General features: G+C 41.5%; 23 protein-coding genes, 13 tRNA genes and 3 rRNA genes. 30 read left to right on the plus strand and 9 right to left on the minus strand.

The window, feature by feature from the left end; translation table 11 throughout:
- Window positions 1-466 precede the first annotated feature (466 nt).
- Together BK585_RS04410 and BK585_RS04415 are read right to left on the minus strand one after the other, a co-directional pair.
- On the minus strand, window positions 467-4,951 hold the full coding sequence (locus BK585_RS04410) for a glutamate synthase-related protein (RefSeq protein WP_078552150.1): 4,485 nt from the start codon (window positions 4,949-4,951) through the stop codon (window positions 467-469).
- A 420-nt stretch (window positions 4,952-5,371) separates the two neighbouring features.
- Window positions 5,372-6,661 carry a glutamate-1-semialdehyde 2,1-aminomutase gene (locus BK585_RS04415; RefSeq protein ID WP_078552152.1) on the minus strand — a complete coding sequence of 430 codons (1,290 nt, stop codon included), beginning with the start codon at window positions 6,659-6,661 and terminating at the stop codon, window positions 5,372-5,374.
- 148 nt (window positions 6,662-6,809) lie between these two features.
- Here BK585_RS04415 and BK585_RS04420 point away from each other — a divergent pair, with 148 nt between their 5' ends.
- From BK585_RS04420 to BK585_RS04435, 4 genes are all read left to right on the plus strand, one after another.
- Window positions 6,810-7,820 (plus strand): ABC transporter ATP-binding protein, encoded by a 1,011-nt coding sequence (locus BK585_RS04420; RefSeq protein WP_078552154.1) that lies wholly within the window; start codon window positions 6,810-6,812, stop codon window positions 7,818-7,820.
- Window positions 7,810-8,604, plus strand: a complete 795-nt coding sequence (locus tag BK585_RS04425; protein WP_078552156.1) for an ABC transporter permease — start codon at window positions 7,810-7,812, stop codon at window positions 8,602-8,604. The genes BK585_RS04420 and BK585_RS04425 overlap by 11 nt, the downstream gene beginning before the upstream one ends.
- Before the next feature lie 3 nt (window positions 8,605-8,607).
- Window positions 8,608-9,393 carry an ABC transporter permease gene (locus BK585_RS04430; RefSeq protein ID WP_078552158.1) on the plus strand — a complete coding sequence of 262 codons (786 nt, stop codon included), beginning with the start codon at window positions 8,608-8,610 and terminating at the stop codon, window positions 9,391-9,393.
- Between the two features lie 111 nt (window positions 9,394-9,504).
- The gene (locus tag BK585_RS04435; RefSeq protein WP_078552160.1) at window positions 9,505-10,458 is read left to right on the plus strand and encodes an alpha/beta hydrolase; all 954 of its coding nucleotides are present in this window, start codon (window positions 9,505-9,507) and stop codon (window positions 10,456-10,458) included.
- Between the two features lie 122 nt (window positions 10,459-10,580).
- On the opposite strand, the gene BK585_RS04440 is transcribed toward BK585_RS04435, so the two are convergent.
- From BK585_RS04440 to BK585_RS04455, 5 genes are all read right to left on the minus strand, one after another.
- Window positions 10,581-10,841 carry a hypothetical protein gene (locus BK585_RS04440; RefSeq protein WP_078552161.1) on the minus strand — a complete coding sequence of 87 codons (261 nt, stop codon included), beginning with the start codon at window positions 10,839-10,841 and terminating at the stop codon, window positions 10,581-10,583.
- Window positions 10,842-10,969: 128 nt separating this feature from the next.
- The gene (locus BK585_RS04445) at window positions 10,970-11,161 is read right to left on the minus strand and encodes a hypothetical protein (protein ID WP_078552163.1); all 192 of its coding nucleotides are present in this window, start codon (window positions 11,159-11,161) and stop codon (window positions 10,970-10,972) included.
- Between the two features lie 107 nt (window positions 11,162-11,268).
- On the minus strand, window positions 11,269-11,745 hold the full coding sequence (locus BK585_RS04450; RefSeq protein ID WP_342744316.1) for an HXXEE domain-containing protein: 477 nt from the start codon (window positions 11,743-11,745) through the stop codon (window positions 11,269-11,271).
- A 105-nt stretch (window positions 11,746-11,850) separates the two neighbouring features.
- Window positions 11,851-12,024 carry a hypothetical protein gene (locus BK585_RS23895; protein ID WP_170885469.1) on the minus strand — a complete coding sequence of 58 codons (174 nt, stop codon included), beginning with the start codon at window positions 12,022-12,024 and terminating at the stop codon, window positions 11,851-11,853.
- 21 nt (window positions 12,025-12,045) lie between these two features.
- The gene (locus tag BK585_RS04455; RefSeq protein ID WP_078552165.1) at window positions 12,046-12,753 is read right to left on the minus strand and encodes a class I SAM-dependent methyltransferase; all 708 of its coding nucleotides are present in this window, start codon (window positions 12,751-12,753) and stop codon (window positions 12,046-12,048) included.
- A gap of 221 nt (window positions 12,754-12,974) precedes the next feature.
- Here BK585_RS04455 and BK585_RS04460 point away from each other — a divergent pair, with 221 nt between their 5' ends.
- A complete protein-coding gene (locus tag BK585_RS04460; protein ID WP_078552167.1) occupies window positions 12,975-13,427 on the plus strand; it encodes a staygreen family protein in 453 nt (150 codons plus the stop codon).
- Window positions 13,428-13,442: 15 nt separating this feature from the next.
- On the opposite strand, the gene BK585_RS04465 is transcribed toward BK585_RS04460, so the two are convergent.
- On the minus strand, window positions 13,443-14,267 hold the full coding sequence (locus BK585_RS04465) for a GNAT family N-acetyltransferase (protein WP_078552169.1): 825 nt from the start codon (window positions 14,265-14,267) through the stop codon (window positions 13,443-13,445).
- A gap of 196 nt (window positions 14,268-14,463) precedes the next feature.
- Between BK585_RS04465 and BK585_RS04470 the strand changes: the two genes are divergently transcribed.
- The 8 genes from BK585_RS04470 (at window position 14,464) to perR (ending at window position 18,794) form a co-directional block, all read left to right on the plus strand.
- Complete coding sequence (locus BK585_RS04470; protein WP_078552171.1) at window positions 14,464-14,853, plus strand: hypothetical protein; 390 nt, start codon at window positions 14,464-14,466, stop codon at window positions 14,851-14,853.
- 5 nt (window positions 14,854-14,858) lie between these two features.
- Window positions 14,859-15,155 carry a hypothetical protein gene (locus tag BK585_RS04475; protein WP_078552173.1) on the plus strand — a complete coding sequence of 99 codons (297 nt, stop codon included), beginning with the start codon at window positions 14,859-14,861 and terminating at the stop codon, window positions 15,153-15,155.
- 65 nt (window positions 15,156-15,220) lie between these two features.
- Window positions 15,221-15,760 (plus strand): hypothetical protein, encoded by a 540-nt coding sequence (locus BK585_RS04480; protein ID WP_078552175.1) that lies wholly within the window; start codon window positions 15,221-15,223, stop codon window positions 15,758-15,760.
- A 228-nt stretch (window positions 15,761-15,988) separates the two neighbouring features.
- A complete protein-coding gene (locus BK585_RS04485) occupies window positions 15,989-16,651 on the plus strand; it encodes a TIGR00266 family protein (protein ID WP_078552176.1) in 663 nt (220 codons plus the stop codon).
- A gap of 64 nt (window positions 16,652-16,715) precedes the next feature.
- Window positions 16,716-17,135: a potassium channel family protein gene (locus tag BK585_RS04490; protein WP_078552177.1), complete on the plus strand. Its 420-nt coding sequence runs from the start codon at window positions 16,716-16,718 to the stop codon at window positions 17,133-17,135.
- A 62-nt stretch (window positions 17,136-17,197) separates the two neighbouring features.
- Window positions 17,198-17,662 (plus strand): thioredoxin-dependent thiol peroxidase, encoded by a 465-nt coding sequence (bcp, locus tag BK585_RS04495; protein ID WP_078552178.1) that lies wholly within the window; start codon window positions 17,198-17,200, stop codon window positions 17,660-17,662.
- A gap of 261 nt (window positions 17,663-17,923) precedes the next feature.
- Window positions 17,924-18,217: a cyclic-di-AMP receptor gene (locus tag BK585_RS04500; protein ID WP_078552179.1), complete on the plus strand. Its 294-nt coding sequence runs from the start codon at window positions 17,924-17,926 to the stop codon at window positions 18,215-18,217.
- Window positions 18,218-18,362: 145 nt separating this feature from the next.
- Complete coding sequence (perR, locus tag BK585_RS04505) at window positions 18,363-18,794, plus strand: peroxide-responsive transcriptional repressor PerR (RefSeq protein ID WP_078552180.1); 432 nt, start codon at window positions 18,363-18,365, stop codon at window positions 18,792-18,794.
- Between the two features lie 27 nt (window positions 18,795-18,821).
- Here the strand turns inward: perR and BK585_RS04510 are convergent, their stop codons facing one another.
- Window positions 18,822-19,172 carry a YgzB family protein gene (locus tag BK585_RS04510; protein WP_078552181.1) on the minus strand — a complete coding sequence of 117 codons (351 nt, stop codon included), beginning with the start codon at window positions 19,170-19,172 and terminating at the stop codon, window positions 18,822-18,824.
- Between the two features lie 150 nt (window positions 19,173-19,322).
- Between BK585_RS04510 and BK585_RS04515 the strand changes: the two genes are divergently transcribed.
- From BK585_RS04515 to BK585_RS04595, 17 genes are all read left to right on the plus strand, one after another.
- The gene (locus tag BK585_RS04515) at window positions 19,323-20,192 is read left to right on the plus strand and encodes a nucleotidyltransferase-like protein (RefSeq protein ID WP_078552182.1); all 870 of its coding nucleotides are present in this window, start codon (window positions 19,323-19,325) and stop codon (window positions 20,190-20,192) included.
- A gap of 326 nt (window positions 20,193-20,518) precedes the next feature.
- Window positions 20,519-22,071 (plus strand): 16S ribosomal RNA (locus BK585_RS04520).
- Between the two features lie 254 nt (window positions 22,072-22,325).
- Window positions 22,326-25,259 (plus strand): 23S ribosomal RNA (locus BK585_RS04525).
- 78 nt (window positions 25,260-25,337) lie between these two features.
- A 5S ribosomal RNA gene (gene rrf, locus BK585_RS04530) occupies window positions 25,338-25,453 on the plus strand.
- The 16S, 23S and 5S rRNA genes sit together here with 13 tRNA genes alongside, the layout of an rRNA operon.
- A gap of 37 nt (window positions 25,454-25,490) precedes the next feature.
- Window positions 25,491-25,584: transfer RNA gene (locus tag BK585_RS04535), tRNA-Ser, on the plus strand.
- A gap of 16 nt (window positions 25,585-25,600) precedes the next feature.
- Window positions 25,601-25,675, plus strand: a tRNA-Glu gene (locus tag BK585_RS04540).
- A gap of 12 nt (window positions 25,676-25,687) precedes the next feature.
- A tRNA-Val gene (locus BK585_RS04545) sits at window positions 25,688-25,763 on the plus strand.
- 15 nt (window positions 25,764-25,778) lie between these two features.
- Window positions 25,779-25,855, plus strand: a tRNA-Met gene (locus BK585_RS04550).
- 66 nt (window positions 25,856-25,921) lie between these two features.
- Window positions 25,922-25,997, plus strand: a tRNA-Asp gene (locus tag BK585_RS04555).
- Window positions 25,998-26,008: 11 nt separating this feature from the next.
- A tRNA-Phe gene (locus BK585_RS04560) sits at window positions 26,009-26,084 on the plus strand.
- A gap of 10 nt (window positions 26,085-26,094) precedes the next feature.
- Window positions 26,095-26,170: transfer RNA gene (locus BK585_RS04565), tRNA-Thr, on the plus strand.
- A gap of 176 nt (window positions 26,171-26,346) precedes the next feature.
- Window positions 26,347-26,430 (plus strand) — tRNA-Tyr (locus tag BK585_RS04570).
- Window positions 26,431-26,436: 6 nt separating this feature from the next.
- A tRNA-Trp gene (locus tag BK585_RS04575) sits at window positions 26,437-26,510 on the plus strand.
- A gap of 6 nt (window positions 26,511-26,516) precedes the next feature.
- A tRNA-Gln gene (locus BK585_RS04580) sits at window positions 26,517-26,591 on the plus strand.
- Between the two features lie 4 nt (window positions 26,592-26,595).
- Window positions 26,596-26,670, plus strand: a tRNA-Gly gene (locus tag BK585_RS04585).
- A 7-nt stretch (window positions 26,671-26,677) separates the two neighbouring features.
- Window positions 26,678-26,752 (plus strand) — tRNA-Cys (locus tag BK585_RS04590).
- Window positions 26,753-26,789: 37 nt separating this feature from the next.
- Window positions 26,790-26,878: transfer RNA gene (locus tag BK585_RS04595), tRNA-Leu, on the plus strand.
- The last annotated feature ends 95 nt before the right edge of the window (window positions 26,879-26,973 follow it).

The following is a 26,973-nucleotide window of genomic DNA, read 5'->3' on the forward strand; positions in this document are numbered from 1 at the left end:
GGGGAAAAAGCAGTCGCCCGGTAACGAATAAGAATAATCGTTCCCGTATCAAGGGGGAAAAGAGCTCGTTCGGTAACGAATAAGAATAATAGTTACCCTACCAAGGAAGAAAAGCGCTCGCCCGGTAACGAATAAAGATAATCGTTCCCCTCCCAAGGGGAAAAAGCAGTCGCCCGGTAACGAATAAAGATAATCGTTCCCCTCCCAAGGGGAAAAAGCAGTCGAGCGGTAACGAATAAAGAAAATCGTTCCCCTCCCAAGGGGAAAAAGCAGTCGAGCGGTAACGAATAAAAATAATCGTTCCCCTACCAAGGAGGAAAAGCACTCCGCCGGTAACGAATACCCCATCCGCCCCCCAAAAACACTCAACCGCCCACCCAAACCACCCAAACCACCCAAACCCCATACCACCGCAAAAGAAAAAGAACCTAAGCGCATTGGCTTAGGTTCTTTACATAACTTACAATTACTCAGTAGATACAGATGGGTCAGCTTGCTCTTTGACAGGGATGATTTGTACGAAGTTTCCTTCGATGTCTTCCAGTAACCCTGCGACAATGGCAGCTTCTTCTGTGTGTCCGTATTTTGTGAGTTGCTCTGTATACATGGTGAGTAACTCTGTGATATCGGCTCTTCCTTTTTCAGAAATTGGCTCGATGTTCACTTTTGCGCCTTTTGCGATACGAGCTTGTAGCGCTTCTTTCGTTAATCCCATTTCTGGCTGGTTGCGGAGGTACACGACTCCACCTGTCATACCTGCACAGATCCATGGGCCTGGGTCTCCAAGAACGATTCCGCGACCGTTTGTCATATATTCAAATGCGAAGCCTTTCAGGTTGGCATTCACACCGATGTTGTAGTTTCTTGCATTGACCGGTTTTGTTAATCTTCCACCGAAAATCATATCGGCACCAGATAGACGAATGCCGGCACGAGCGTCAGCATTTCCTTGAATCATGAATACACCTTTTTGTGCGCCATAACCCGTTCCTTTACCAACTGACCCGTTATAAAATTTTCCGTCTTGGCCTTTCGCTTTGAAGATCATCATTTGACCACCGAATGCTGTTTTACCAATTCCATCTTGAGCTCCGCCATCAACGTGAATTGCGATACCATGAGAGTTATAAGCTCCAAGTCCGTTTCCAGGAATCGAACCGTTTTTAAAGCTTAATTCAATCTCAGGAAGCTCACGGTATGAACCATCAAGCTTTCCGCGAACGCGGTGACAAGATACACGGCTACCAAGAATACGTTGTTCAGCCGTTACGCTTGTAAATTCACGTGATTTGCTTAAGTCTTCTACGTTGTAATCTAGATACTCAGCACCTGCAGCAACTGCAAGTTTTTGCTCTTCAGATGTTGCGGCTGTTTCAAGTTGAGGCATAATCGCCACATCAGAAGCAGATAGGACTTCAAGCATGTTTGCAAGGTCCATTGCATCTTCACCACGAGTTTGAACAAGTAGGTCAGAGCGACCAACTATATCTTGTAAACGAGAGAATCCAAGAGAAGCTGTTAGAGCTTGAACTTCCGAACCAAGTGCATTGAACATCGTCATAAGTCCTTGAACAGCAAGGTCAAATTGACGAGGAACGAAGCGACGAAGGCCGTGCTCTTTTGCTTGTGCTTCCGATTCAATTTGTGTGGCGATACCTACGTGACATGTATCTAGATGACAGCCACGGCAAGTTGTACAACCAACTGCAATCATTGATAGGGTACCGAAACCAACACGGTTTGCACCAAGAAGCATAACTTTAACTACATCAAGAGCAGACTTAATTCCACCGTCAGCCCAGATTTCAACTTTGTGACGAAGTCCTGATTCAATTAACGCGTTGTGTGCAGCTTTCACACCAATTTCAACAGGCAACCCAACGTGTTGAAGTGCGTGTACACGAGCAGCTCCTGTACCACCGTCAAATCCACTTAGCGTTATGAAATCAGCACCAGCTTTTGCGATACCAACTGCGATTGTTCCAATGTTAGGTACGATTGGAACCTTCACACAGACTTTCGCTTGGTCATTTGCTGTTTTAATCTCTGTCACCATTTGTGCTAAATCTTCAATTGAGTAGATATCATGGTTATTTGACGGAGAGATTAAATCCGAACCCGTTGTTGCGTTACGAGCTGCGGCAACTTTATCAGTAACCTTTGATCCAGGTAAGTGTCCACCTTCACCAGGCTTCGCTCCTTGACCAATTTTAATTTCAATTAAGTTTGTTGAGTTGACTAACTCAGCGTTAACACCAAAACGTCCAGAAGCGACTTGCTGCCCACGCGTGTTTGGATATTTGCCAAGCATATCTTTAATTTCTCCACCCTCACCGTTAAAGCTGATCATGTTTAAGCGGTCAGCTGCTTCAGCATACGCGCGGAATGCAATTTCATTTTGAGAACCGAATGACATCGAACTAATCATAAATGGCAAGCTGTGGTTTTTGACACTTAGGTCAACACTGTCTTGCTCGATAGTTGATTGAGCTGTTTTTAAATCTACAAGATGTCGAATTGAAATCGGATTGTTTTCTTCTTGTTCTTTTAGTTTATCGCCGTATACGCTGTATTCTGTGTTACCAGCAGCAATATCACCGATGGCTTTCCAAATACGAGGGAAGAAGTGGAACGTTTTCCCTGGACGAGCTTTTTCATCGGCAAAATCTTCACGACGACCAAGCGCATCTTCTTTCATTTTTGCAAAATTATAGCTTAACTCATCTCCGCCAAGGAAGTTAACGATGTTTAGTACATCAGATACTTCATTGTTTAGACCGATAGCTGAGAACAAGCGAGCATAGCCGCGTAGCTCATGGATACCGATTGTTGAAATGACTTTTTCTAAACCTTTGTTAAGAGCTTCAAATAATTTCACACCAGGCTCAGCACTATCTGCTGTTACTGTGCCAAACATAAGGTAAGGGTTCACAATATCGGCACCTAAACCATACACTACAGCAATATCATGTAGGGAACGAATCGAACCAGAACGAAGGACGATCGAACCTTTACGACGAATTTGCTTTTTCGTTAAGCCTTGGTCAAGCGCAGAAACCACAAGATGAGGATCAAGCCATAAGTGATTTTCTGTATGAGCTTGCTCATCATTTAAAATTAGAAGCTCAGCTCCATTTTCAAGCGCAGCTGCTCCTTCTTCTACTAATCTATCTAACGCTTCAGCGACAGTTTCATTATCAGCAAATGTCGCTGATAATACATGAACGGCTTTCAAAGATTGATAGTAAGAAACGATTTGCTCATAAGAAGGCTGTTGGCCATCGTTAGCAAGTAATTCTCCAGCCGCACCTTCAAGGACAACTGGTGAAATGATTTCAAGGTTTGTATGGTCACTTTCATGCTCGGTTAAAGAAGGACGCTTTCCTAAAATAACACGAGTTGAGAAGTGTTCCATTTCACGGTCACGGTCAATTGCTGGGTTTGTAACAACCGCTACACTTTCTTTAATAAAGTCAGCGATGTTTTTGCGACCTTGGTGTAATGTAGCTAATGGCGCATCATGTCCTAAAGAACGAATCGGTTCAACACCTTTTTCAGCCATTTGCTCAACCATTTGAATGTGCTCACGGTCCCAACCGAATGCCGAATAGTGACCATTTGTAATTTTGATAGGTAAATGCTTGACCTTTTCATCAGCCTGAATTTGAGGCGTGTTCAAGCGTTTACGGCTTCCTTCAAGGTTTAATCTTCCTTTTAGGCGATTATAGACTTCTTCTTGATACTCATCATGGAAAAAGACAGATAGTGTATCATCTTCGTTCCAATGCAAGCCCACTTTTTCACCAGGTGCAAGTGGCTTTGGTTCAGCAACGAATTCACTTGAAGAAATGATTCCTTGCTCAGAAGCAAAGTAATAAGAAGAGGTATTCTCAACCATCCATACAGGACGTAAGCCAAGTGCATCTACACTGAAGGCAGCTTCGTTTCCAAAGCGAGAAATAATCCCTGCAGGTCCTTGAGCAAAATGTCCCCAAGCTTCACGGATATACGCATATAAGTCTTGAAGATGGTCTGGCATTCCCTTAATCTCATTGACGATAGGCGGGAAGAGAACATCTAATGCTTCAAATAAGCTAAAACCATGACGATAAATTAACGTTTCAATCACACGGTTTAGATCTTGAGAATCACTCGCGCCATCAACAAGAGGAATATCTAGCATTCTAGCTTCATCTCGTAGTTTTGCGATCGTATTAATTTCTCCGTTATGTCCAATGACACTAAAAGGTTGCACACGGAAAAAGTTAGACAACGTGTTAGTTGAGTAACGATTGTGTCCAAGTGTCATTGTTGATGCGACTAATGGGTTCGCTAAGTCATGATAATAGCGAGGAAGAACATCTCCAGCTCCCATTACTTTGTAAATCGCATAGAAATTACTTAAAGAAGCAACATGGACTAATTTATTTTGTTCAATTGAGATGACTAGATTAAAAATAGTTTCGTGTAAGCTGTCTTGGTCAATGGATGGTAATAGGGCAACCTGCCAAAAAACAGGCTCTTCTTTTCTTCCTAATGGTCCAAGTGCTTCCGAGTTCGTTACCGTATCTGTTTCAAAAACAAGGTCAAAACCAACTGAAGAAAATTTAGCTTTAATTTCAGCTTTTGTTGCATCAGCATCAGCGGTTTGGTCAATGAAAAGATGTCCAACGACAAAATCAGGACGGTCTACAATCGAAGAATCTTGATTGGCATTTTCAAGTTTTTCTTTCCAGACGGCTTTTGGGATGTCGATATGAATCCCAACACCATCACCTTCTTCGTTAATAAAACCAGCACGGTGATTCATCTTAACTAACGCATCAATACAGTCGTCGATGTTTTTCTTTGTTGGGATACGCTTTTTTTCCATGACAGATACAATTCCACAACTATCGTGTTCAACATTTTTTTGAAAATCTCGAAATGTACTAGGACTCCATTTTCTCATAAGTTGGTCAGATAAGCTGACCGTCACCTCCCGATTGTTAAAAGTCTGTTCGAAAAGTCGGCAAAACAACGCCTACATTTGTAAAAAAATCTTACATAAATTAGCTGCGGTTCTCTAGGGTCGTAAAAGCTCCTACTGTTTGTTAACTTTTCGAACACCCTTTGTGGTAAAGCAGCGCGCGCTAAGCAAGGACTGACATCATAAAATTGCCAGAACTGTAGAACGAGTATATCACATTTTTATTTGTGTTTCAATTATTTTTATTCAGCGAGGTGGATAATACAGGTAATTTACTAAATATTATGAACAAAAGGAAAGTGCGGAATTAACTGTATTTGTAAGCGTTTTCATTAATCAATAGTAGAATACATGCAAAATTACCAAAGATTTTCTGCATGTATACGTTGTATAAATATTCAATTATCTTAATAGTTTAAACACTTTGTCTACTACGTCTAAGGTGTCTTCTATGTCTTTTTCAGTATGAGCAATTGTAATAAACCAAGCCTCATATTTTGAAGGGGCGAGATTGATACCATTTTCAAGCATCAGTTTAAAGAATCGACCAAACATGTCGCCGTCACTATTTTCGGCTTGCTCATAATTCGTCACTTTTTCCTGATTAAAATAAACCGTTAACGCACCTTTTAAGCGATTAATCGTAATCGGAATGTTGCTTTCTTTCGCATGAGCAAGAATTCCTTCTTCTAAACGAGCGCCAAGTTTGTCGAGTTTGTCGTACAAACCAGGTTCTTGTAGAACTTCCAAACAAGCAATTCCAGAACTAATCGATGCAGGGTTTCCAGCCATCGTTCCGGCTTGATAGGCTGGACCAAGAGGAGCGACTTGTTCCATGATTTCTTTTCTTCCGCCGTAGGCACCAATTGGAAGGCCACCACCGATGATTTTCCCAAGTGCCGTCATATCAGGTTCGACCCCAAGATAATTTTGCGCACCACCGTACATAAAACGAAAGGCTGTAATCACTTCATCATAAATGACAAGCCCACCAGCTTGATGAGTGATGTCATTGACGCTTTCTAAAAATCCTGGAAATGGTTCAACAATCCCGAAGTTTCCAACAATCGGTTCAACTAACACAGCGGCAATGTCATTGCCCCATGTATCCATCGCTTCTTTAAACGCATCAATGTCGTTAAACGGAACAGTGATCACTTCTTTGGCAATGTTTTTGGTAACCCCAGCGGAATCTGGTGTTCCAAGAGTAGAAGGGCCAGAGCCTGCCGCCACAAGTACAAGGTCGGAATGGCCATGGTAACAACCAGCAAATTTTATTATTTTATCGCGACCCGTATACGCACGAGCGACACGAATTGTTGTCATGACTGCTTCCGTACCTGAATTCACAAAGCGAATTCGTTCCATTGATGGAATTGCTTCTTGAATCATTTTTGCAAATTGGTTTTCAAGACGAGTCGGTGTGCCGTATAACACGCCGTTTTGCGCCGCTTTTGTAATTGCTTCGGTAATGTGGGGATGGGCATGACCAGTAATAATTGGACCATACGCTGCTAAATAATCAATATAGCGATTGCCATCAACATCCCAGAAGTACGCACCGTTTGCTTTTTCCATAAAAACAGGGGCACCGCCACCAACCGCTTTATACGAACGAGATGGACTGTTCACTCCACCAAGGATATGCGCTAATGCTTCATCATATAATCGTTCAGATTGTGAATGGTTCATAAGTATGATAAATCCTCCTTAAAATACGTGTATCTTCCTATTTATTTTAGCATGTGTAGAAACCGAGTAATAAACACAAAGCATTCATCTTGTAGAAATAGAAAAAATTCGGTACACTATCAAAGTCAAAAAACAAGGAGTGACTTGGATGAACATGATTGAAGTAAACATGCTTCGCAAGGAATTTAAACAATACTCGAGTCGTTCTGGATTATCAGGTGCATTTCGAGATTTATTTACACGTAATTATCAAATCTTTTCTGCTGTGAACGATGTCTCGTTTACGATAAAAAAAGGAGAGATGGTTGGTTATATTGGAGAAAACGGAGCAGGCAAATCAACGACGATTAAAATGCTGACAGGCATCTTAACTCCAACCTCAGGGGAAGTCATTGTTAACGGGATGAACCCGCATAAGCAACGAGAGCAATTTGTACGAACAATTGGAGTAGTGTTCGGGCAACGCTCACAGCTTTGGTGGGATATTGCTGTTCAAGAATCATTTCGTTTACTAAAAAAAGTGTACAATGTCCCAGATGAGCAGTTCGAAGCACATATGAAGGATATTGTCGAAACGCTTGAGTTAGGGCCGTTACTTGATAAACCAGTTCGAAAGTTGTCACTTGGCCAACGGATGCGTTGTGAGTTAGCCGCTGCGCTTATCCATAATCCAACATTGTTATTTTTAGATGAACCAACGATTGGGTTAGATGTCCTGGTCAAACTGAAGATTCGTGAATTTTTAAAACGAATTAACGAAAAATATCAAACTACGATTCTGTTAACGACGCATGACTTAGCAGATATCGAAGCGTTATGCGAGCGCGTCATTATGCTTGATGAAGGAAAAATCATTTATGACGGCGCCTTGCAACAACTTCAACAAAATTGGGGCGCAGGAAAAGAAATTCTTTTCCACTTTCAACGTGAAGTATCAAAATCCGAGTTAGAAGGATTAACAAAGGCGCTAACGCTCGAGTGGAAGCAAGGCGAGAAGGCGAATGAATGGATTGCGGTTACAGATAATGATGAGGATGTTTCATTAATCATAAGTGCTGTAGCTGCAAAACTAACGGTTTCTGATATGAAAATCAATACGGTGTCGACAGAAGAGATTATTCGCAACATTTATGAAGAAGGTGTGTTCCATGTCAGGTAAATACCTTGAAATGATTCGCATCCGCTTTTTAATGATGCTAGCGTATCGAACGAATTATTACAGCGGAATTTTAATATATTCGATAAACATTGCCGCCTACTACTTTTTATGGACCGCGATTTACGGTGGAAAAGAAGAAATACAAGGGATGTCAGTCATACAAATGACAACGTATGTTGCTGTTGCCTGGATGGCGCGTGCGTTTTATTTTAACAACATTGACCGGGAAATTGCTCAAGAAATTAAAGACGGCAAGGTCGCCATTGAAATGATTCGTCCGTATAACTACCTCGGCATGAAAACGATGCAAGGGTTAGGAGAAGGGATATTCCGATTGGTGTTCTTCTCGGCACCAGGACTACTCATTATCTGGTTCATTTTCCCGTTGCAATTCTCAACAAACCTATCCATTTGGGGATTCTTTTTCATCTCGATTTTATTTAGTTTCATCATTAATACACAAATCAACTTACTCACTGGAATTTTAACGTTTTTCTTATTTAATAACGATGGTCTGATTCGAGGAAAACGGGTGGTCATTGATTTATTTTCAGGATTATTGTTACCGATAAGTTTTTACCCGTTATGGGCACAAGACGTGATGATGTTCTTGCCGTTTCAAGCGATTAGCTACATTCCGAGTATGATTTTCTCAGAAGCATTTGCTCGGTCGGAAATATGGCAAGCGATTGGACTTCAGGCAATATGGGCTCTTGTTCTTATCATTCCTATTCAAATCTTATGGGTCGTTGCGAAAAAGCAATTGATCGTGCAAGGGGGCTAACCGATGTATTATGTATCGATGTTTTTCCAATACGCCTCTCAATATGTAAAAACAAGACTGACGTACCGCGTGGATACGGTGGTTGAAATCCTTTCTGACCTCCTGTTTCAAGCGGTGAATTTAATCTTTATTCTCGTCGTATTCGGACATACGCAATTATTAAGTGGTTGGAGTCGCGAAGAAATTATCTTCATTTATGGATTCTTTTTAGTGCCGTTCTCGATTTTCACTTCGTTTTTTAACATATGGGATTTCAATGAACGATATATTGTCAAAGGAGAAATGGACCGAATTCTAACAAGGCCGATTCATAGCTTGTTTCAGATTATACTTGAACGAATGGAGCTTGAATCGATGTTTGGGGTGATTACAGGAGTAGCGATTATGACCTATGCGAGCATGCAGCTCGGCTTAACCTTCTCCTGGTATGACCCGTTTATCTTTTTGCTGTTAGCCTTAGGGGGCGCGTTCATCTATGCAAGCATCTTTATTATGATTGCGAGCATTTCCTTTTGGTCCGATAGCCGAACGGACATTATGCCGATGATGTACAACATCGGAAACTACGGCCGTTACCCAGTGGATATTTATAACAACATCATCCGCTTCGTATTAACATGGGTGCTTCCATTTGCCTTTGTTGGGGTGTACCCAGCGGCTTATTTCCTAGGAAGAGAAGAGTGGTATCTCTACACCGCATTGACTCCGTTTGTCGCCATCGCATTCTTTATATTAGCGGTGTTCTTATGGAACAAAGGTGTCACGAAATATAGAGGAGCAGGGAACTAAGGGTGAAACCTTGGTTCTTTATTTATGGATTCGAACGGTAGTAAAGGGAATGTATTGAGATTTGTGGAAATGTAAAAGGGAAGAGACTAAAAGAAATTTGGTGGATGAGACATGAGAACCGTCATAGAAGGACAATTGAAACGAAAGAAGTATGTAAAGAAAATAATAAAGGTTACAGCAGTACTCACTTTATTCCTCGTTATCGTATTAACTGCGATACCACCACTTATTATGGGTGGGATGATTAATCAATCTGTTCAATTTTCCCAAGTATATCAGGCTAGCGACTATGATCTAGACGCTCAGGAGTTACATCTGACGACAGAAGATGGGTATCAAATCTCTGCGTTTGAAGTAGAGGTGGAACGTCCCAAAGCCATTATTATTTTTATTTCAGGAATTCATAATCCATCCGTGACAGCCTTTTTTGGCCATGCAAAAATGGCAAGTGACAATGGCTACGCCTCGATTCTTTATGACATGCGAGCACATGGGGAAAGTGAAGGGGAGGTCATCAGCCTAGGGTATCGTGAAACGCTAGATACCCAAGCGGTTGTAGACTATATCAGGTCTCAAGAGAAATACAGGGAGGTTCCCATCGTAGTATATGGTCTATCAATGGGAGGAGCTGTTGCCATAAATTCTATTGGGCAAATCCCTGAAATAGCGGCATTAATTAGCATGTCCGCGTATTCCTCATGGCAAGATGTTTTTATTGAAAACATGATAGCCTTAGGTGCACCGAAAATGGTAGCTACCATGCAGAGACCATTTTTGGAACTGTATACGGCATATAAATTTGGATTAAACACCAGAAACATTTATCCTGAAAATCAAATAAAAAATCTGGGGGATAGGCCGGCATTAATTATGCATTCAACAAATGATTCAGAGGTATCCTTTTCAAATTTTGAACGAATCATTGCTCAAGCTCCAAGTCATGTAGAAACCTTCACAAGGGAAGGTGATTATCACTTTTTCACGACAGACATCTTGCATCCTGAAAACGATAAAGAATATGCTCAACGAGTGTTGGCGTTTCTTGATAGTCATTTGGGGGATTAAGTTAACTGTGTATTTTAGCAGTGCGATTTCAAACTGAACGTACAAAAAACGCTCGGATATATAACTTATCCTAGCGTTTTTTATTATTTTCATTTCTACTTCGTTACTACGTAAACCTCATATTATACTTGACCGCTACGTATCATTTCTCGCATTTCTTCCGAAGTAAAATAATTTCCTTCTTCTATATCCTTTTTAGACTGTAACAATTTTCGTTTTAACTCTGGATCTCTTTCAACATCCTCAGCTACAGTTGTTTCAGTATCATCTTTAATATCAATAGCGATGATTTTAAACTTCTGCCCATTTAACTCAAAGGAGTGATCTTGTTCTCGAATAATTTCTTCCAATACCTTTGCAGACTGTGCATCCACTTTTTTCATACCATCGCCTCCTTTGATTTCATTGAACCACTTTTTCAAGGGCTTCAAAAATAATAATACAGGGTTGGTGATATCTAATTCAAAATATGCTTAAGGTGCTTTTTTTGCTTATGTAACTACGGAAAGTGTCATTCATCATCAGTTGAAGGCTTGTCATTTTGATAGTAGTGATTGGTAGTATTCCCGCAATTATTGCCAAAGCCATTCTTTGCTGGTGAAAGTAAAAATCCCAATGCAATCCCCATTGAAAATGCCATTGCTGTCCATGTGAAAATTTCACTTTTTTTCATCTCTATTTTTTTATGATTGTTTTTGTTCATATTTTTACTACTCCTCACTTTTATTAGTATTGTTTTTTTATTACGATTTTTTGATTCTCAAAAGTTCCTATTTAGAAACGCTTCTGTTTGAAGATGTTTAAACCAAGTTAGTTCCACATCTCTCCAAGTTTATGACTTAAGAAAAAAACAGGGATAAGTAAGAACATAACAACTATTGCGGTAAAGGTTAATAGTTCAGTATTGTAAAATTGATAGAAAAACAAACTATAATAGGGGATTATCAATAATAGCGATGTCAAGACTCCTGGAGTGTAGCAACGTAAGTACAAACTTTGTAATGGATGGGTTAAGATGTTTAAACCAAAAAATAAGAGTACCCCCACGAACAAATAATAATGTTGTGTCATTACAGCTAGTAATATCAATAAAGAGACAAAAAATGAAAATACAAAAACTACGACAGCAAACTGTGAGGACGTCACATCTTTATAATTGTTAAGTCTTTTTTGGATAGACGAAGGAATTTTATTACAAACACGAGGATACGTTTCTTGAATCCACTTTTCAACCGTTATAATTTCTTCTAAGTTATGAAGCGTAAATATAGCTAGAAAAGATAAAATTCATATAGAAATATCCAATCTTTCTTCCCCCATTAGAATATAGTACTTGTTAGCTCATCTGTTCAATAGCATAAGTTCCATAGAAATAATTTGTCTGTAAATCTACTAGCGCTTCTTCTTTTTATTCGTAGCCAACCATGTACCTGTTCCTATACCAAATCCCATCAAAAGACCCATAAATGTATCTTCAAAGATAGGTATAAATATGAGAGCGCCAATTAATAATCCTGAAGTAATCCAAAGTAAGTATAGTAAAATCTCTTTTAAATTTTGTTTCATACTTCAACTCCTCGCAAAAGTTTAGTTTGAAACGGCCTTAATAATAAGGAATTGCGGACATTTCATAAGTGCTTCATATTTCTCTGGTTTTTGTGCTTTGAAGTTCATTGTGGGCGTAGGTTCTATCATTTCTTCAATAGAAAAGCATGTAAGTGTATCATTTACTATGGAGTGTAGAGGTCGTCGATAGAAGGGAACTTCAAATGTTTTACCCTCTTTATTCCATTTATCGATAATTAATTCAGTAGAGAAATAGTTAGGATCTTGGAGTAGTTTAATATCTGAAAAGGGGTGATGTACGGAAAACAATAATAAGCCATTTGGCTTTAAAATCCTTTTAAACTCATTAAAAGGATGTCTCCAATCCTTTATATAATGGAGGGTTAATGAGCTTACAATGTAATCAAAGGTATTCTCTTTAAAAGGCAATTTTGCCTCTAGATCCAAACAAAGAACTTTAGCTTTATCCCCAACACGCCTCATAGTAGAATTGACCATTTCAGGACTAATATCAGTTGCAACAACATTTGCTCCCCGTTGGATTAGTTGGTGAGTGTACCATCCAGCCGCACAACCGGCATCAAGAACAGTCATATTTCTTAAATCCTGTGGCAACAGTCCTAACATTGCTGGTCTTTCATATTCGCTATTATACAAACTTGTTGTATCAACTGTGTGTTCATAAACGCTTGCAAGTTGATTAAACGTTTCCTTCACTCTATCTTTCATTTTTCACCTCTTTACATGCTAGATTACAACTATTTATTTCATGTAATGCAACTCTTAGTTGAACAACATACTTCCTTATGGTTATTTTAGCATTAAATCCCAATATTTCTATGATGATTTTGAAAATATGATTATTGATCGGTACAAATAGTTAGATGAGCATCTACCCAGTCCAGTAACTGTAATGGGGCATACGCTATAGAAAAGAAGGAGGTTCAACGATGTTTGATCCAGAAAAATTAACAACGCATCTAACGGCGCCTGCTACATCTGTGCAGCCGGTTCAAGGAAGAAAATACACGTTAACCCACTCAGATGAAACAGGAGAACTATTTTTAGATATTGGTACGGAGTATAATTACCAAGCGATTGATTGGGATATGCGTGATGAAGTTCTAGCCGAATGGCAGATTGACCAACTCAATAGATTATTTCTTGTCGGAAAAGCGCATGTTGATGAAGGGGAATTTTCAAAAGAACAGTCTCAGTTTCGTTATAACATTTTTCGAAAAGAAATGAGTTTAGCATTAAAAGGGATGTTTTATGGAGATAAGAACTTTTTTGCGAATTACCCAACATTACTCCATTCACCTATTTTTATAAGGTACACATCGAAATATCCAGAATTTGATCATACACTTTACTATGGAACGCCTACAGACTATTTAATTTGACGTACCTTATCATTTTTAAAGTTCAAATTCAAAAGCTACCAATTTCTTGTCTAGTTGAAATCCACAACGAGAAGCTAGATTTACTGAAGCTGTATTGGTTTCGTATGTAGACCAGTGGGGCTCCAATCCTAATTTTATGCAGTCTTCTATAAAAGCGGTACAACATATTGTAGCAAGACCCTTATTCCTTGCTTCCTCTAATGACATAACATATATTTCATGTTTATTATCATCCACATGAGAAGAGAAGCAAACACTGATTACTTTATTATTCTCAACAACGCAATAACCTAAGCCTTGCTTAAAGAAATCATCTTCGCTTCTCCAAAAATCCCAAAAGTCAGTGAATATATCTTCGTTTTTTGGATCGTGTAACAACTGCTTATCAATTTTGGTAAGAACAGCATTATGCATAGAATAGGAGCTTTTTTTGTTTAGAAGAAACTTATCAAGATTAAAGGTAAAATGATATTCAAAATAGGTTCCGTAATTCCTCTCTGAAAACAAATCCTTTAATACCACTTCCCATCTTTCATCAAACGATGTTCCAATGAACCACGTTCCACCACATGCATCGATAAAATCATGCTTTAATTCATTATCTATCAACCTATTTAAGTCTTCATTAAAAGCTCTATTATGTGGGTCTCCTACTAAAAATAAAATGACCCCTACAACATAAATGAGTGCTGTAGTAGGATGTTCGGTGTTATCGACATATACAATTCCTCTATTTGTTCCGTTAATAACAGAATTCAAGCCTACATTGGAAATTTCACTTTCAAGTTTTAACAAGTCCTTAACTTTAGCATAATCCTGTTTTTCTAACTTTTGAATCATTTAGCACTCCTCCTCATGCAACTGTACGTGACTATGAATGGTTTAATTATAACCTAGTAAACCACTTCTTCAATCAGCTTATATCGATGGTACAAAATGATAGGATGTCAATAGAAATAAGATAATACATAAAATGGGAAAAGTGATATACTTGGGATTATATATATTTATTGAGATTCTAGAGTAGGGGTAAAAGATGAAGAAAAATATTTCGTTAAACCTAATTTTGCATATTCTTTTTTGGGTAGGAACTATCATAACTGTAGTTATTATTTATAAGGGTATTGATACTACTTTTTCTTCTGCATTTATCATTGGTTATGCCATTTATCTTCTGTTGTATTTCTTGTTCTCTATAATTCTAGTGATTGCTAATGCAAAAAAGGTTAGTACATATCAAATTAAGAAAAGGTTGTATCTGTTTATTGCGTGGTTTTTATGGTTTAGTGCCTTAAAATTTCTTATTTCACATTTTAGTTCATCGGAAATGAGTGTTTATGATTTTGCGATTCCTTTTGGGTTGGCAATTGGACTGGCTTTTTCTGATTTGATGATTTGGAAAAAGAAAGACGAAGATAGGAGGTGAAAAACATGCAATACAGCTATTACTTAATTGGCAATTTAGTTTTGGTGCCGTTTTACTATCTAGCCTACTTAATATCTTATTTTTTTGTGTTTGTGGCTGTTATCTACTGGGGTGATGGAATGGCTGCTAGTATTATTGCTATCGTTATAAATTTTTTAGTCATTCTCATACCTAACTTTATGCTATTCTTCACCTTTAGAAAGAAAAGGCTACCTCACAATACACTGCTCTTTTCTATTATGTCTCTTGTACTATTTGCTTGTTTTGCAATACCAATTATTTACGAAGTTATCAGTAGGTGAACTGTGTAAGAATAGATAAGACATTTCATCGTAAATACGTCAATTAAAGCATGGAGAGAAAGTGAATGGTCAACAAAAAGTTTGAAATAGAAGAAGCATATAAACAACAAGTAATCGCTTTATATTGGTTACTAGGAATAAGTATTATTTCATTCATTGGACTACAAGTAAGTAGAACAGATTTATTTATATTATATAGTTATTCTTTGCATGAGATAGTATCTGCAACGGCTAACTTAATGTTTCTTGTTCCCATCGCAATACTAGTGTATGTCTATTTTGGGATAAAGTATTTGAAAGTAAGAGGAATAGGCTTTCCTAAAATTAAAACAGCTATTAAAGCTATCATTGTAACCTCATTAATTACAGTAATGTGTGGCATTTCGATTTATCAATTGAACGAGGTTACAACGAGCGGAGTGTTATTGGTAACCGATAAAAAACAAGAAGAAACTAAGTATTATGTAACAATCAATGATACAAAAGTAAGGGTTACTGAAAATGAATTTTATTTAATAACTGTAGATGAACAGTATATGGGCAGCTACAGGTGGAACTCACTGTCACCAGAAAAAGGGAAGTTGCTTACAATTGAACCGATTTAACTATTTTTTTTAACACTCGGTTTTAGTCTACTAAAAATAATCTAGTCATTATTAGACGATATGTTTAGGTAAACAAATACCTATGTATCGCTATATGAAGTAATTATTGTAGCAAAGCCATTTATCAAATTCATAATAAAAAACAACAGACGTGTCACATTGTAGAAAAGGAACCTAATAAGCGATAAATGCGTATATATCAAAAAGGATATAAAAGGAGTGAACACGATGCAATATGAAATCAAAGGGGAAACAATGCAAACGTTGACGGTCGAGTTACTTGCGGATGAATCGGTGTATGCTGGACCGGGGAAAATGCTGTGGATGGATCAGGATATTAAGATGTCCGCAAATGTTAAAGGAGGAGTCGCTAAAGGAATTCGCAGAGTGTTAAGCGGGGAGTCGTTAGCGCTGACTTCATTTCAAGCAAGCCGAAGAGGAAAGCTTGGATTTGCACCACTTGCTCCTGGGAAAGTATTGCCGTTAGAGGTATCTGCCTCGAAACAATACATATGTCAAAAGGATGCGTTTATGGCTGCTGAAGATAGCGTCGATTTAGACATTCACATTCAAAAGAAAATCATGACCGGGCTGTTTGGTGGAGAAGGTTTCATCATGCAAAAGTTATCTGGTCATGGCATGGCGTTTGTTGATATTATCGGAGACGTCGTTGAATTTGATTTAGCTCCTGGAGAACAGTTGAAAGTTGACACCTCGCATGTCGCGTTAATGGAATCGACGGTGTCGATGGATATTGAACGAGTCAAAGGGATACGGACAATTTTCCTTTCAGGAGAAGGCTTATTTTTAACAAGGCTAACAGGACCGGGGAAAGTATGGGTCCAAACGCTGTCGATTGCTAACTTAGCGGGAATGCTTGAAAAAAAATAACACCCCGTTACGGACCTGTCCTATCTTTATCACTTCCATCATAAGATGAAACAGAGGTGATATGATGGGGCAGGTCATTGTCGTTGTTGTAATCATTATGGCAATCATTGGGGTACTTATGAGCATGTTGCTCCTGTTAAAAAACGAACCAATCCGCGGGAAAAAGGTCTCTCTCCGTAATTTCGTGGTGTTAATTTTAGTGTATCTTACGATGATATTAGCATTTGGCTGTTTATATATGGCATTAGAAATGTTAGGGTGGTCTGTCTTAACAGAGGATAAACGTAAGGTTGGAGGAAGTGTATTGCATTTAATAGAAGATACTCTTTATTTTAGTGCCGTCACATTATTATCTGTCGGATATGGGGACATTACACCGCTTGGCATTGGTCGACCGATTGCGATGATGCAAGCGTTAATCGGATATGTATTACCAGCCGCATTTGTTGTTACGACTGTGATTTATGATAGAAGGACACAATAGTTGTAAGAAGAAGTGAAATTCGCTACGCTATACATAGAAAAAAGTAATTGGAGGAATGAACAATGAGCCTTGAAATCGGACAAGAAGCCCCAGATTTCACATTACCTTCTCAAACAGGAGAAGATGTATCTCTTTCAGATTTTCGTGGAAAGCATGTCGTTTTGTACTTTTATCCGAAGGACATGACACCAGGTTGTACAACACAAGCGTGTGATTTTCGTGATAAGCATGAAAGCTTTGCAGATGTAAATGCTGTCATTATCGGAATTAGCCCAGACCCTGTTGCTCGTCACCAGAAATTCATTGAAAAATATGATTTGCCGTTCCTTTTGTTAGCAGATGAAGAACAAAAGGCTGCACAACTATATGATGTGTGGAAATTAAAAAAGAATTTTGGTAAAGAGTATATGGGCATTGAACGTTCAACTTTTATTATCGATAAAGATGGAAAGCTTGTAAAAGAATGGCGTAAAGTCAAAGTAAAAGACCATGTCGAAGAAGCATTACAATTTATTAAAGAGCTGTAAAAATGGTTTGGATGACTCATGAAGATGGACGGGTCATCCTTTTTTTCATATCCCAACTCATTTTCATAGGTGACAATTTTGCTTTTTTGAAATATAAATAAAGTAGGGAATAGTCCAAACGATGCCGAAATAAATAAGAAGTAAGATGAGACATTTGTACCGGAACAAACGTAGGTCAATTTACATGATGCTCGAACGCTAGTCGTTATTCATATTTTTGGCGTAAACGTGGATATTAAGAAATGAAAAGGGGAGTATAACATGAAATTAATGGTTTGCATTGTGAATAATTATTACGCTGATAATGTAGAAAAACAATTACGAAAAAAAGGCTATCGAATGACAGAGTTAGCGAGTACTGGTGGATTTATGCGTAAAGGGAATACTACATTTTTGTTCGGTATTGATGAAGAACACATTGATACATTGAAGGTCGCTCTTCAAGAAGCTTGTTTGGAAGTCGAACAAGTGAGAGGAAAGAGAAAAGGCCAAGAAAACAGATATACTTCCTTTTTAGTCGATGCAAACCCAATGCTGGCTCATATTTTGACGTAACCGACATAGGTATTTTATATAGTATTTTTTCTATTGTAATAGTAGAAATATTGACAACCGTTTGTCATATATCCTATACTAATTATAATATTTATAATGTAAGAATAACTACTGAAACTCATCAGTGAAAGTGAGGTGCATGACGATGGGAAATCATCGCTTGCAAGAAGCAATTGAGTCGTTGAAAAACACGAAAGTTCGAATGACCCCACAACGTCATGCGATTTTAGAGTTTTTGTTTGACGCAATGACACATCCAACTGCAGATGAAATTTATAAAGCACTTGAAAAAAGATTTCCAAACATGAGCGTAGCGACGGTTTATAATAATCTTCGAGTGTTTAAAGAAGTAGGACTTGTAAAAGAATTAACGTATGGAGATTCATCAAGTCGTTTCGACTGCGTCACATCTGACCATTACCATGTAATCTGTCAAAACTGCGGAAAAATAGTGGACTTCCATTATCCAGGCTTAGATGAAGTGGAAACTCTAGCAGAGAGTGTAACTGGATTTGAGATTCAGACACACCGAATGGAGATATACGGAACGTGTGCGGATTGTAAAACAAAACATTAAAAAAGCTGAATGTCCTTAACGGGACCTTCAGCTTTTTTTGTGGTTATATTTTTCGTCGAACTCTTTTCCTTCTAATGAAGGGTCGAGTGTTAATGGTTCATTGCAATACATACAGGCATCGACACGACCAAGCATTTTTGTATGTCTTCCGCAATTCGGGCAAACAACTTGTACCGTTTTTGTGGAAAGCATTCCGATCCAAAAATAAACGACCGTACTTCCGATAATTAATAACATTCCAAGTATCATCGCAAGACTCATTAATAAAGCAGATGTTCTGAAGAAAATACCAACGTACATCACGATAATTCCTGCAAAAACAAGACAGAGCGCAAATGTACGGATTTTATTTATCTTATTCGAATATTTAATCGCCATCATTTTCCCTCCTAGGACAAAGTATAGCATAAAGTTATTCGAAAAATCATGAATGAGACGTGACAGGCTTATTTTAGAAGGGAAAAAACGCTTGGCGTCGAAGTAAGTAGGACGCTTGGATTCTTGTAAAGATGAAAGGAGAGCGTTTTGATGGAAGTGTTATTTAAGGGGACATACGAACGATATATAGATGAAGAAGATACACTAGGGATTTTATTCATAGAAAAAAAGCCCCAACAAGATTCAATATTTGAATATAAGGAAGTTTCTTTTCTTGTTATAAAAAATACAACTTATCCGCTTTGGCATGTATCACACTTTGAATGTTTAGGAAATAAAGCGGAGGTTCACTTGGTTGATGAGCAAACTCTTAATCGCTGGAGCAGCAATGGAACAAAGAGTCGTTTTGTGGAATGGTTATTTTGCGGGAAGCTTATATATGAAACAAGTGAGTATGTCACGAACATGCGCGAGCGACTTCATGAGTTTCCTATGGAAGAACGCCAAAAGAAAATGGTCGTTGAATTATCCAAGTTGATTCGTCGCTTTGAAGACGGGAAAGAGCTCTACCATACAGAAAATTACTTTGATTCGTTTAATCATATTCTTCAAGCTCTTCATCATCAAGCACGACTTGCATTGATTGAACATGGCTTTTATCCAGAGGTGACATTATGGAATCAGGTCAAAAACATAGAGCCAGAAACATACAAGCTTTACCAAGAGTTGCTCGTTGGCGATGAAGTCATCGATAAAAGACTAGAGCTTTTATTAATTGCTAATGAATTTGCGATTACTTCTAAATTAAAAAAAGCGAGTGCCTATCTTCTATCTGTAATGGACGAAAAAGAAGAGCCGTGGGAAATCTCCCAGCTGATGACTCATCCAGACTTGCGTGAGTATGAGATTGATTTAGAAATTGTGATGGAGTATTTAGCGCAACGTCAGGTTGTTGTCGTAACGAAAAGAGAGACCGCAACACAAGGGACGTTTGAGTATCTTTACCGTGTAAAATATTAACAGTGTAATTTCTTTGAAGGAGTATTGACGTTCTATTTCGTCCGTGGTATATTATTATTTGTCGCTACAAACGGCGACGCGATACAAGCGAAAATGAGTTGAATAAACTTGTTGACACAAAATGCATCGCATGATATTATATTAAAGTCGCCATTAGCACAAAACGTGTGAAACGCGGACGAAATAGCTCTTTGAAAACTGAACAGAACAAAGCCAAGCGAAAGAGATACATGATATCTCATTGCCATTGCAAAATGGCAAACCCGTCATTGTAAAATGACAACAAGTTGCGAAAGCAACACTTTAATGAGCTTAATCAACTCACTTTTATGGAGAGTTTGATCCTGGCTCAGGACGAACGCTGGCGGCGTGCCTAATACATGCAAGTCGAGCGGACTGATTAAAAGCTTGCTTTTAATCAGTTAGCGGCGGACGGGTGAGTAACACGTGGGCAACCTGCCCTGTAGACTGGGATAACACCGAGAAATCGGTGCTAATACCGGATAACTTTGAGGTCACATGACCTCAAATTAAAAGATGGCTCCGGCTATCACTACAGGATGGGCCCGCGGCGCATTAGCTAGTTGGTAGGGTAACGGCCTACCAAGGCGACGATGCGTAGCCGACCTGAGAGGGTGATCGGCCACACTGGGACTGAGACACGGCCCAGACTCCTACGGGAGGCAGCAGTAGGGAATCTTCCGCAATGGACGAAAGTCTGACGGAGCAACGCCGCGTGAACGATGAAGGCCTTCGGGTCGTAAAGTTCTGTTGTTAGGGAAGAACAAGTGCCGTTCGAATAGGTCGGCACCTTGACGGTACCTAACCAGAAAGCCACGGCTAACTACGTGCCAGCAGCCGCGGTAATACGTAGGTGGCAAGCGTTGTCCGGAATTATTGGGCGTAAAGCGCGCGCAGGCGGTCTTTTAAGTCTGATGTGAAAGCCCACGGCTCAACCGTGGAGGGTCATTGGAAACTGGGAGACTTGAGTGCAGAAGAGGAGAGTGGAATTCCACGTGTAGCGGTGAAATGCGTAGATATGTGGAGGAACACCAGTGGCGAAGGCGACTCTCTGGTCTGTAACTGACGCTGAGGCGCGAAAGCGTGGGGAGCAAACAGGATTAGATACCCTGGTAGTCCACGCCGTAAACGATGAGTGCTAGGTGTTAGGGGTTTCGATGCCCTTAGTGCCGAAGTTAACACAGTAAGCACTCCGCCTGGGGAGTACGGCCGCAAGGCTGAAACTCAAAGGAATTGACGGGGGCCCGCACAAGCAGTGGAGCATGTGGTTTAATTCGAAGCAACGCGAAGAACCTTACCAGGTCTTGACATCCTTTGACCACCCTAGAGATAGGGCTTTCCCCTTCGGGGGACAAAGTGACAGGTGGTGCATGGTTGTCGTCAGCTCGTGTCGTGAGATGTTGGGTTAAGTCCCGCAACGAGCGCAACCCTTGATCTTAGTTGCCAGCATTCAGTTGGGCACTCTAAGGTGACTGCCGGTGACAAACCGGAGGAAGGTGGGGATGACGTCAAATCATCATGCCCCTTATGACCTGGGCTACACACGTGCTACAATGGATGGTACAAAGGGCTGCAAAACCGCGAGGTTGAGCGAATCCCATAAAACCATTCTCAGTTCGGATTGTAGGCTGCAACTCGCCTACATGAAGCCGGAATTGCTAGTAATCGCGGATCAGCATGCCGCGGTGAATACGTTCCCGGGCCTTGTACACACCGCCCGTCACACCACGAGAGTTTGTAACACCCGAAGTCGGTGAGGTAACCTTTTAGGAGCCAGCCGCCTAAGGTGGGACAGATGATTGGGGTGAAGTCGTAACAAGGTAGCCGTATCGGAAGGTGCGGCTGGATCACCTCCTTTCTATGGAGTAATACTCTAGTCGAAGTTCAAACCTTGTGTTTGAACTATAGCTTGCGCTTTGTTCGTTCAGTTTTGAGGGAGTTATCTCTCAATGGGATCTTTGAAAACTAGATAGTAATGCATTGAAATTGAAGTTTTACTGGATCAACATCTATTGATGTTGAGAAGAGAGAACTGAGATAGTCAAGAATTCTTCAATCGTCTTATGTCAATCTATTGATTGACAACGTTAATCTTTGATTAACATTTCTAATGGTTAAGTTAGAAAGGGCGCACGGTGAATGCCTTGGCACTAGGAGCCGACGAAGGACGGGACGAACACCGATATGCCGCGGGGAGCTGTAAGTAAGCTTTGATCCGGGGATTTCCGAATGGGGGAGCCCACCATCCGTAATGGGATGGTATCCATATCTGAATACATAGGATATGTGAAGGCAGACCTGGGGAACTGAAACATCTAAGTACCCAGAGGAAGAGAAAGCAAATGCGATTTCCTGAGTAGCGGTGAGCGAAACGGAAACAGCCCAAACCAAGAAGCTTGCTTCTTGGGGTTGTAGGACGCTCTATACGGAGTCAGAAAAGAACGGGGTAGATGAAGCGGTCTGGACAGACTGGCCAAAGAAGGTAACAGCCCTGTAGTCAAAACTTCGTTCTCTCCAGAGTGGATCCTGAGTACGGCGGGACACGTGAAACCCCGTCGGAATCCGGGAGGACCATCTCCCAAGGCTAAATACTCCCTAGTGACCGATAGTGAACCAGTACCGTGAGGGAAAGGTGAAAAGCACCCCGGGAGGGGAGTGAAATAGATCCTGAAACCGTGTGCCTACAAGTAGTTGGAGCCCGTTAATGGGTGACAGCGTGCCTTTTGTAGAATGAACCGGCGAGTTACGATTACGTGCAAGGTTAAGCTGATAAGGCGGAGCCGTAGCGAAAGCGAGTCTGAATAGGGCGAGTTAGTACGTGGTCGTAGCCCCGAAACCGTGTGATCTACCCATGTCCAGGGTGAAGTTCAGGTAACACGGAATGGAGGCCCGAACCCAAGCGTGTTGAAAAACGCGGGGATGAGGTGTGGGTAGGGGTGAAATGCCAATCGAACTCGGAGATAGCTGGTTCTCCCCGAAATAGCTTTAGGGCTAGCCTCGAGGGAAGAGTATTGGAGGTAGAGCACTGATTGGACTAGGGGTCCCCACAGGATTACCGAATTCAGTCAAACTCCGAATGCCAAATACTTATCCTCGGGAGTCAGACTGCGAGTGCTAAGATCCGTAGTCAAGAGGGAAACAGCCCAGACCATCAGCTAAGGTCCCAAAGTATACGTTAAGTGGAAAAGGATCTGGAGTTGCACAGACAACCAGGATGTTGGCTTAGAAGCAGCCACCATTTAAAGAGGGCGTAATAGCTCACTGGTCGAGTGACTCTGCGCCGAAAATGTACCGGGGCTAAACGTATCACCGAAGCTAGGGATTGTCCTAACGGACAGTGGTAGGGGAGCGTTCTGCGTGCAGCGAAGTCAGACCGAGAGGACTGGTGGAGCGCGTAGAAGTGAGAATGCCGGTATGAGTAGCGAAAAGAGGGGTGAGAATCCCCTCCGTCGAAAGCCCAGGGTTTCCTGAGGAAGGCTCGTCCGCTCAGGGTAAGTCGGGACCTAAGCCGAGGCCGAACGGCGTAGGCGATGGACAACAGGTTGAAATTCCTGTACCACCTCCTCACCGTTTGAGTAATGGGGGAACGCAGTAAGGGAGGGTAAGCGCACTGATGGATATGTGCGTCTAAGCAGTTAGGCTGGTGAATAGGCAAATCCGTTCACCATGAAGGCTGAGCTGTGAGAGCGAGGGAAATTAAGTACCGAAGTTCCTGATCCTACACTGCCAAGAAAAGCCTCTAGCGAGGTGAGAGGTGCCCGTACCGTAAACCGACACAGGGAGCCGAGAAGAGAATTCTAAGACGCTCGGGAGAACTCTCGTTAAGGAACTCGGCAACATGACCCCGTAACTTCGGGAGAATGGGTGCTCTGATAGGGTGCAAGCCCGAGAGAGCCGCAGTGAAAAGATCCAAGCGACTGTTTAGCAAAAACACAGGTCTCTGCGAAGCCGTAAGGCGAAGTATAGGGGCTGACACCTGCCCGGTGCTGGAAGGTTAAGAGGAGGGGTTAGCCGCAAGGCGAAGCTCTGAATTGAAGCCCCAGTAAACGGCGGCCGTAACTATAACGGTCCTAAGGTAGCGAAATTCCTTGTCGGGTAAGTTCCGACCCGCACGAATGGTGTAACGATTTGGATACTGTCTCAACGAGAGACCCGGTGAAATTATATTACCTGTGAAGATGCAGGTTACCCGCGACAGGACGGAAAGACCCCATGGAGCTTTACGGTAGCTTGATATTGGATTTTGGTACAGTTTGTACAGGATAGGTAGGAGCCTTGGAAGCCGGAGCGCTAGCTTCGGTGGAGGCGTCGGTGGGATACTACCCTGACTGTACTGAAATTCTAACCTCGAGCCGTGATCCGGTTCAGGGACAGTGTCAGGTGGGCAGTTTGACTGGGGCGGTCGCCTCCTAAACAGTAACGGAGGCGCCCAAAGGTTCCCTCAGAATGGTTGGAAATCATTCGAAGAGTGCAAAGGCATAAGGGAGCTTGACTGCGAGACCGACAAGTCGAGCAGGGACGAAAGTCGGGCTTAGTGATCCGGGGGTTCCGCATGGAAGGGCCATCGCTCAACGGATAAAAGCTACCCTGGGGATAACAGGCTTATCTCCCCCAAGAGTCCACATCGACGGGGAGGTTTGGCACCTCGATGTCGGCTCATCGCATCCTGGGGCTGAAGTAGGTCCCAAGGGTTGGGCTGTTCGCCCATTAAAGCGGTACGCGAGCTGGGTTCAGAACGTCGTGAGACAGTTCGGTCCCTATCCGTCGCGGGCGCAGGAAATGTGAGAGGAGCTGTCCTTAGTACGAGAGGACCGGGAGGGACACACCGCTGGTGTACCAGTTGTTCCGCCAGGAGCATAGCTGGGTAGCTACGTGTGGACGGGATAAGCGCTGAAAGCATCTAAGCGTGAAGCCCCCCTCAAGATGAGATTTCCCATGGAGTTAATCCAGTAAGACCCCTTAGAGATGATGAGGTTGATAGGTCTCGGGTGGAAGCGTGGTGACACGTGGAGCTGAGAGATACTAATCGGTCGAGGACTTATCCTATAAATAAGACGAAGATTGACTACAATGCATACTATCTAGTTTTGAGAGATCACGTAAGTGATGTTTCAACTAAATAAGTCTAGTGGCGATAGCGAAGAGGTCACACCCGTTCCCATGCCGAACACGGAAGTTAAGCTCTTCAGCGCCGATGGTAGTTGGGGGCTTCCCCCTGTGAGAGTAGGACGTTGCTAGGCTTTTTATTTCTAAATAAAAACAAACGGCTATAGACGAGGAGAGCTGTCCGAGCTGGCCGAAGGAGCACGATTGGAAATCGTGTAGGCGGTGTAAAACCGTCTCGAGGGTTCGAATCCCTCGCTCTCCGCCATTTACATATAGAAAATGGCCCGTTGGTCAAGCGGTTAAGACACCGCCCTTTCACGGCGGTAACACGGGTTCGAATCCCGTACGGGTCACCAACAAAAAAATATGGAGGATTAGCTCAGCTGGGAGAGCACCTGCCTTACAAGCAGGGGGTCGGCGGTTCGATCCCGTCATCCTCCACCATATCTTTAATAACATCGCGGGGTGGAGCAGTCTGGTAGCTCGTCGGGCTCATAACCCGAAGGTCGTAGGTTCAAATCCTGCCCCCGCAACCAAAAAAACTTTAAAAATTGTGCATTTTATGATTTAATAAAAGGGTACGATTTTTTTGTCACTAATAAGGTCCCGTGGTGTAGCGGTTAACATGCCTGCCTGTCACGCAGGAGATCGCCGGTTCGATCCCGGTCGGGACCGCCATTTAAATATTTGGCTCGGTAGCTCAGTCGGTAGAGCAATGGACTGAAAATCCATGTGTCGGCGGTTCGATTCCGTCCCGAGCCACCATTTTTTATTTGCCGGCCTAGCTCAATTGGTAGAGCAACTGACTTGTAATCAGTAGGTTGGGGGTTCAAGTCCTCTGGCCGGCACCAAGCCAACTACATTGGCTAAACATCACTGCAGGTTTGCGACGAGGAATTAACTTCGTAGCATAATATGTAGACGCAGGAGCACTGCTCTTCGTTGAGTTGTTTTTTTAGTTTTTATTCACTAACAAGCACATTTAAACTATGAATATAATAAGATATACTGTTCGCATTTTTAATGTGGAGGGGTAGCGAAGTGGCTAAACGCGGCGGACTGTAAATCCGCTCCTTAGGGTTCGGCGGTTCGAATCCGTCCCCCTCCACCATTTTATAGGGGCATAGTTTAAAGGTAGAACTACGGTCTCCAAAACCGTCAGTGTGGGTTCAATTCCTACTGCCCCTGCCAAACTATTGGGCTATAGCCAAGCGGTAAGGCAACGGACTTTGACTCCGTCATGCGCTGGTTCGAATCCAGCTAGCCCAGCCATTTTGCGGAAGTAGTTCAGTGGTAGAACACCACCTTGCCAAGGTGGGGGTCGCGGGTTCGAATCCCGTCTTCCGCTCCAATATTAAGGCGGCATAGCCAAGTGGTAAGGCACGGGTCTGCAAAACCCTTATCCACCGGTTCGAATCCGGTTGCCGCCTCCAATTTAATATCATATTTTTTTCAAGTTCTTTTGTACATGCCGGGGTGGTGGAATTGGCAGACACACAGGACTTAAAATCCTGCGGTAGGTGACTATCGTGCCGGTTCAAGTCCGGCCCTCGGTACCAAAACAACTACTTGAAAAACCTTCTTCGCAGTTTTGCGACGAGGAAGCTTTCTGCGAAGCATATGCTTGTAGACGCAGGAGCATTTAGTTGAACTT

The organism is Bacillus alkalicellulosilyticus, assembly GCF_002019795.1.
GTDB lineage: Bacteria > Bacillota > Bacilli > Bacillales > Bacillaceae_F > Bacillus_AO > Bacillus_AO alkalicellulosilyticum.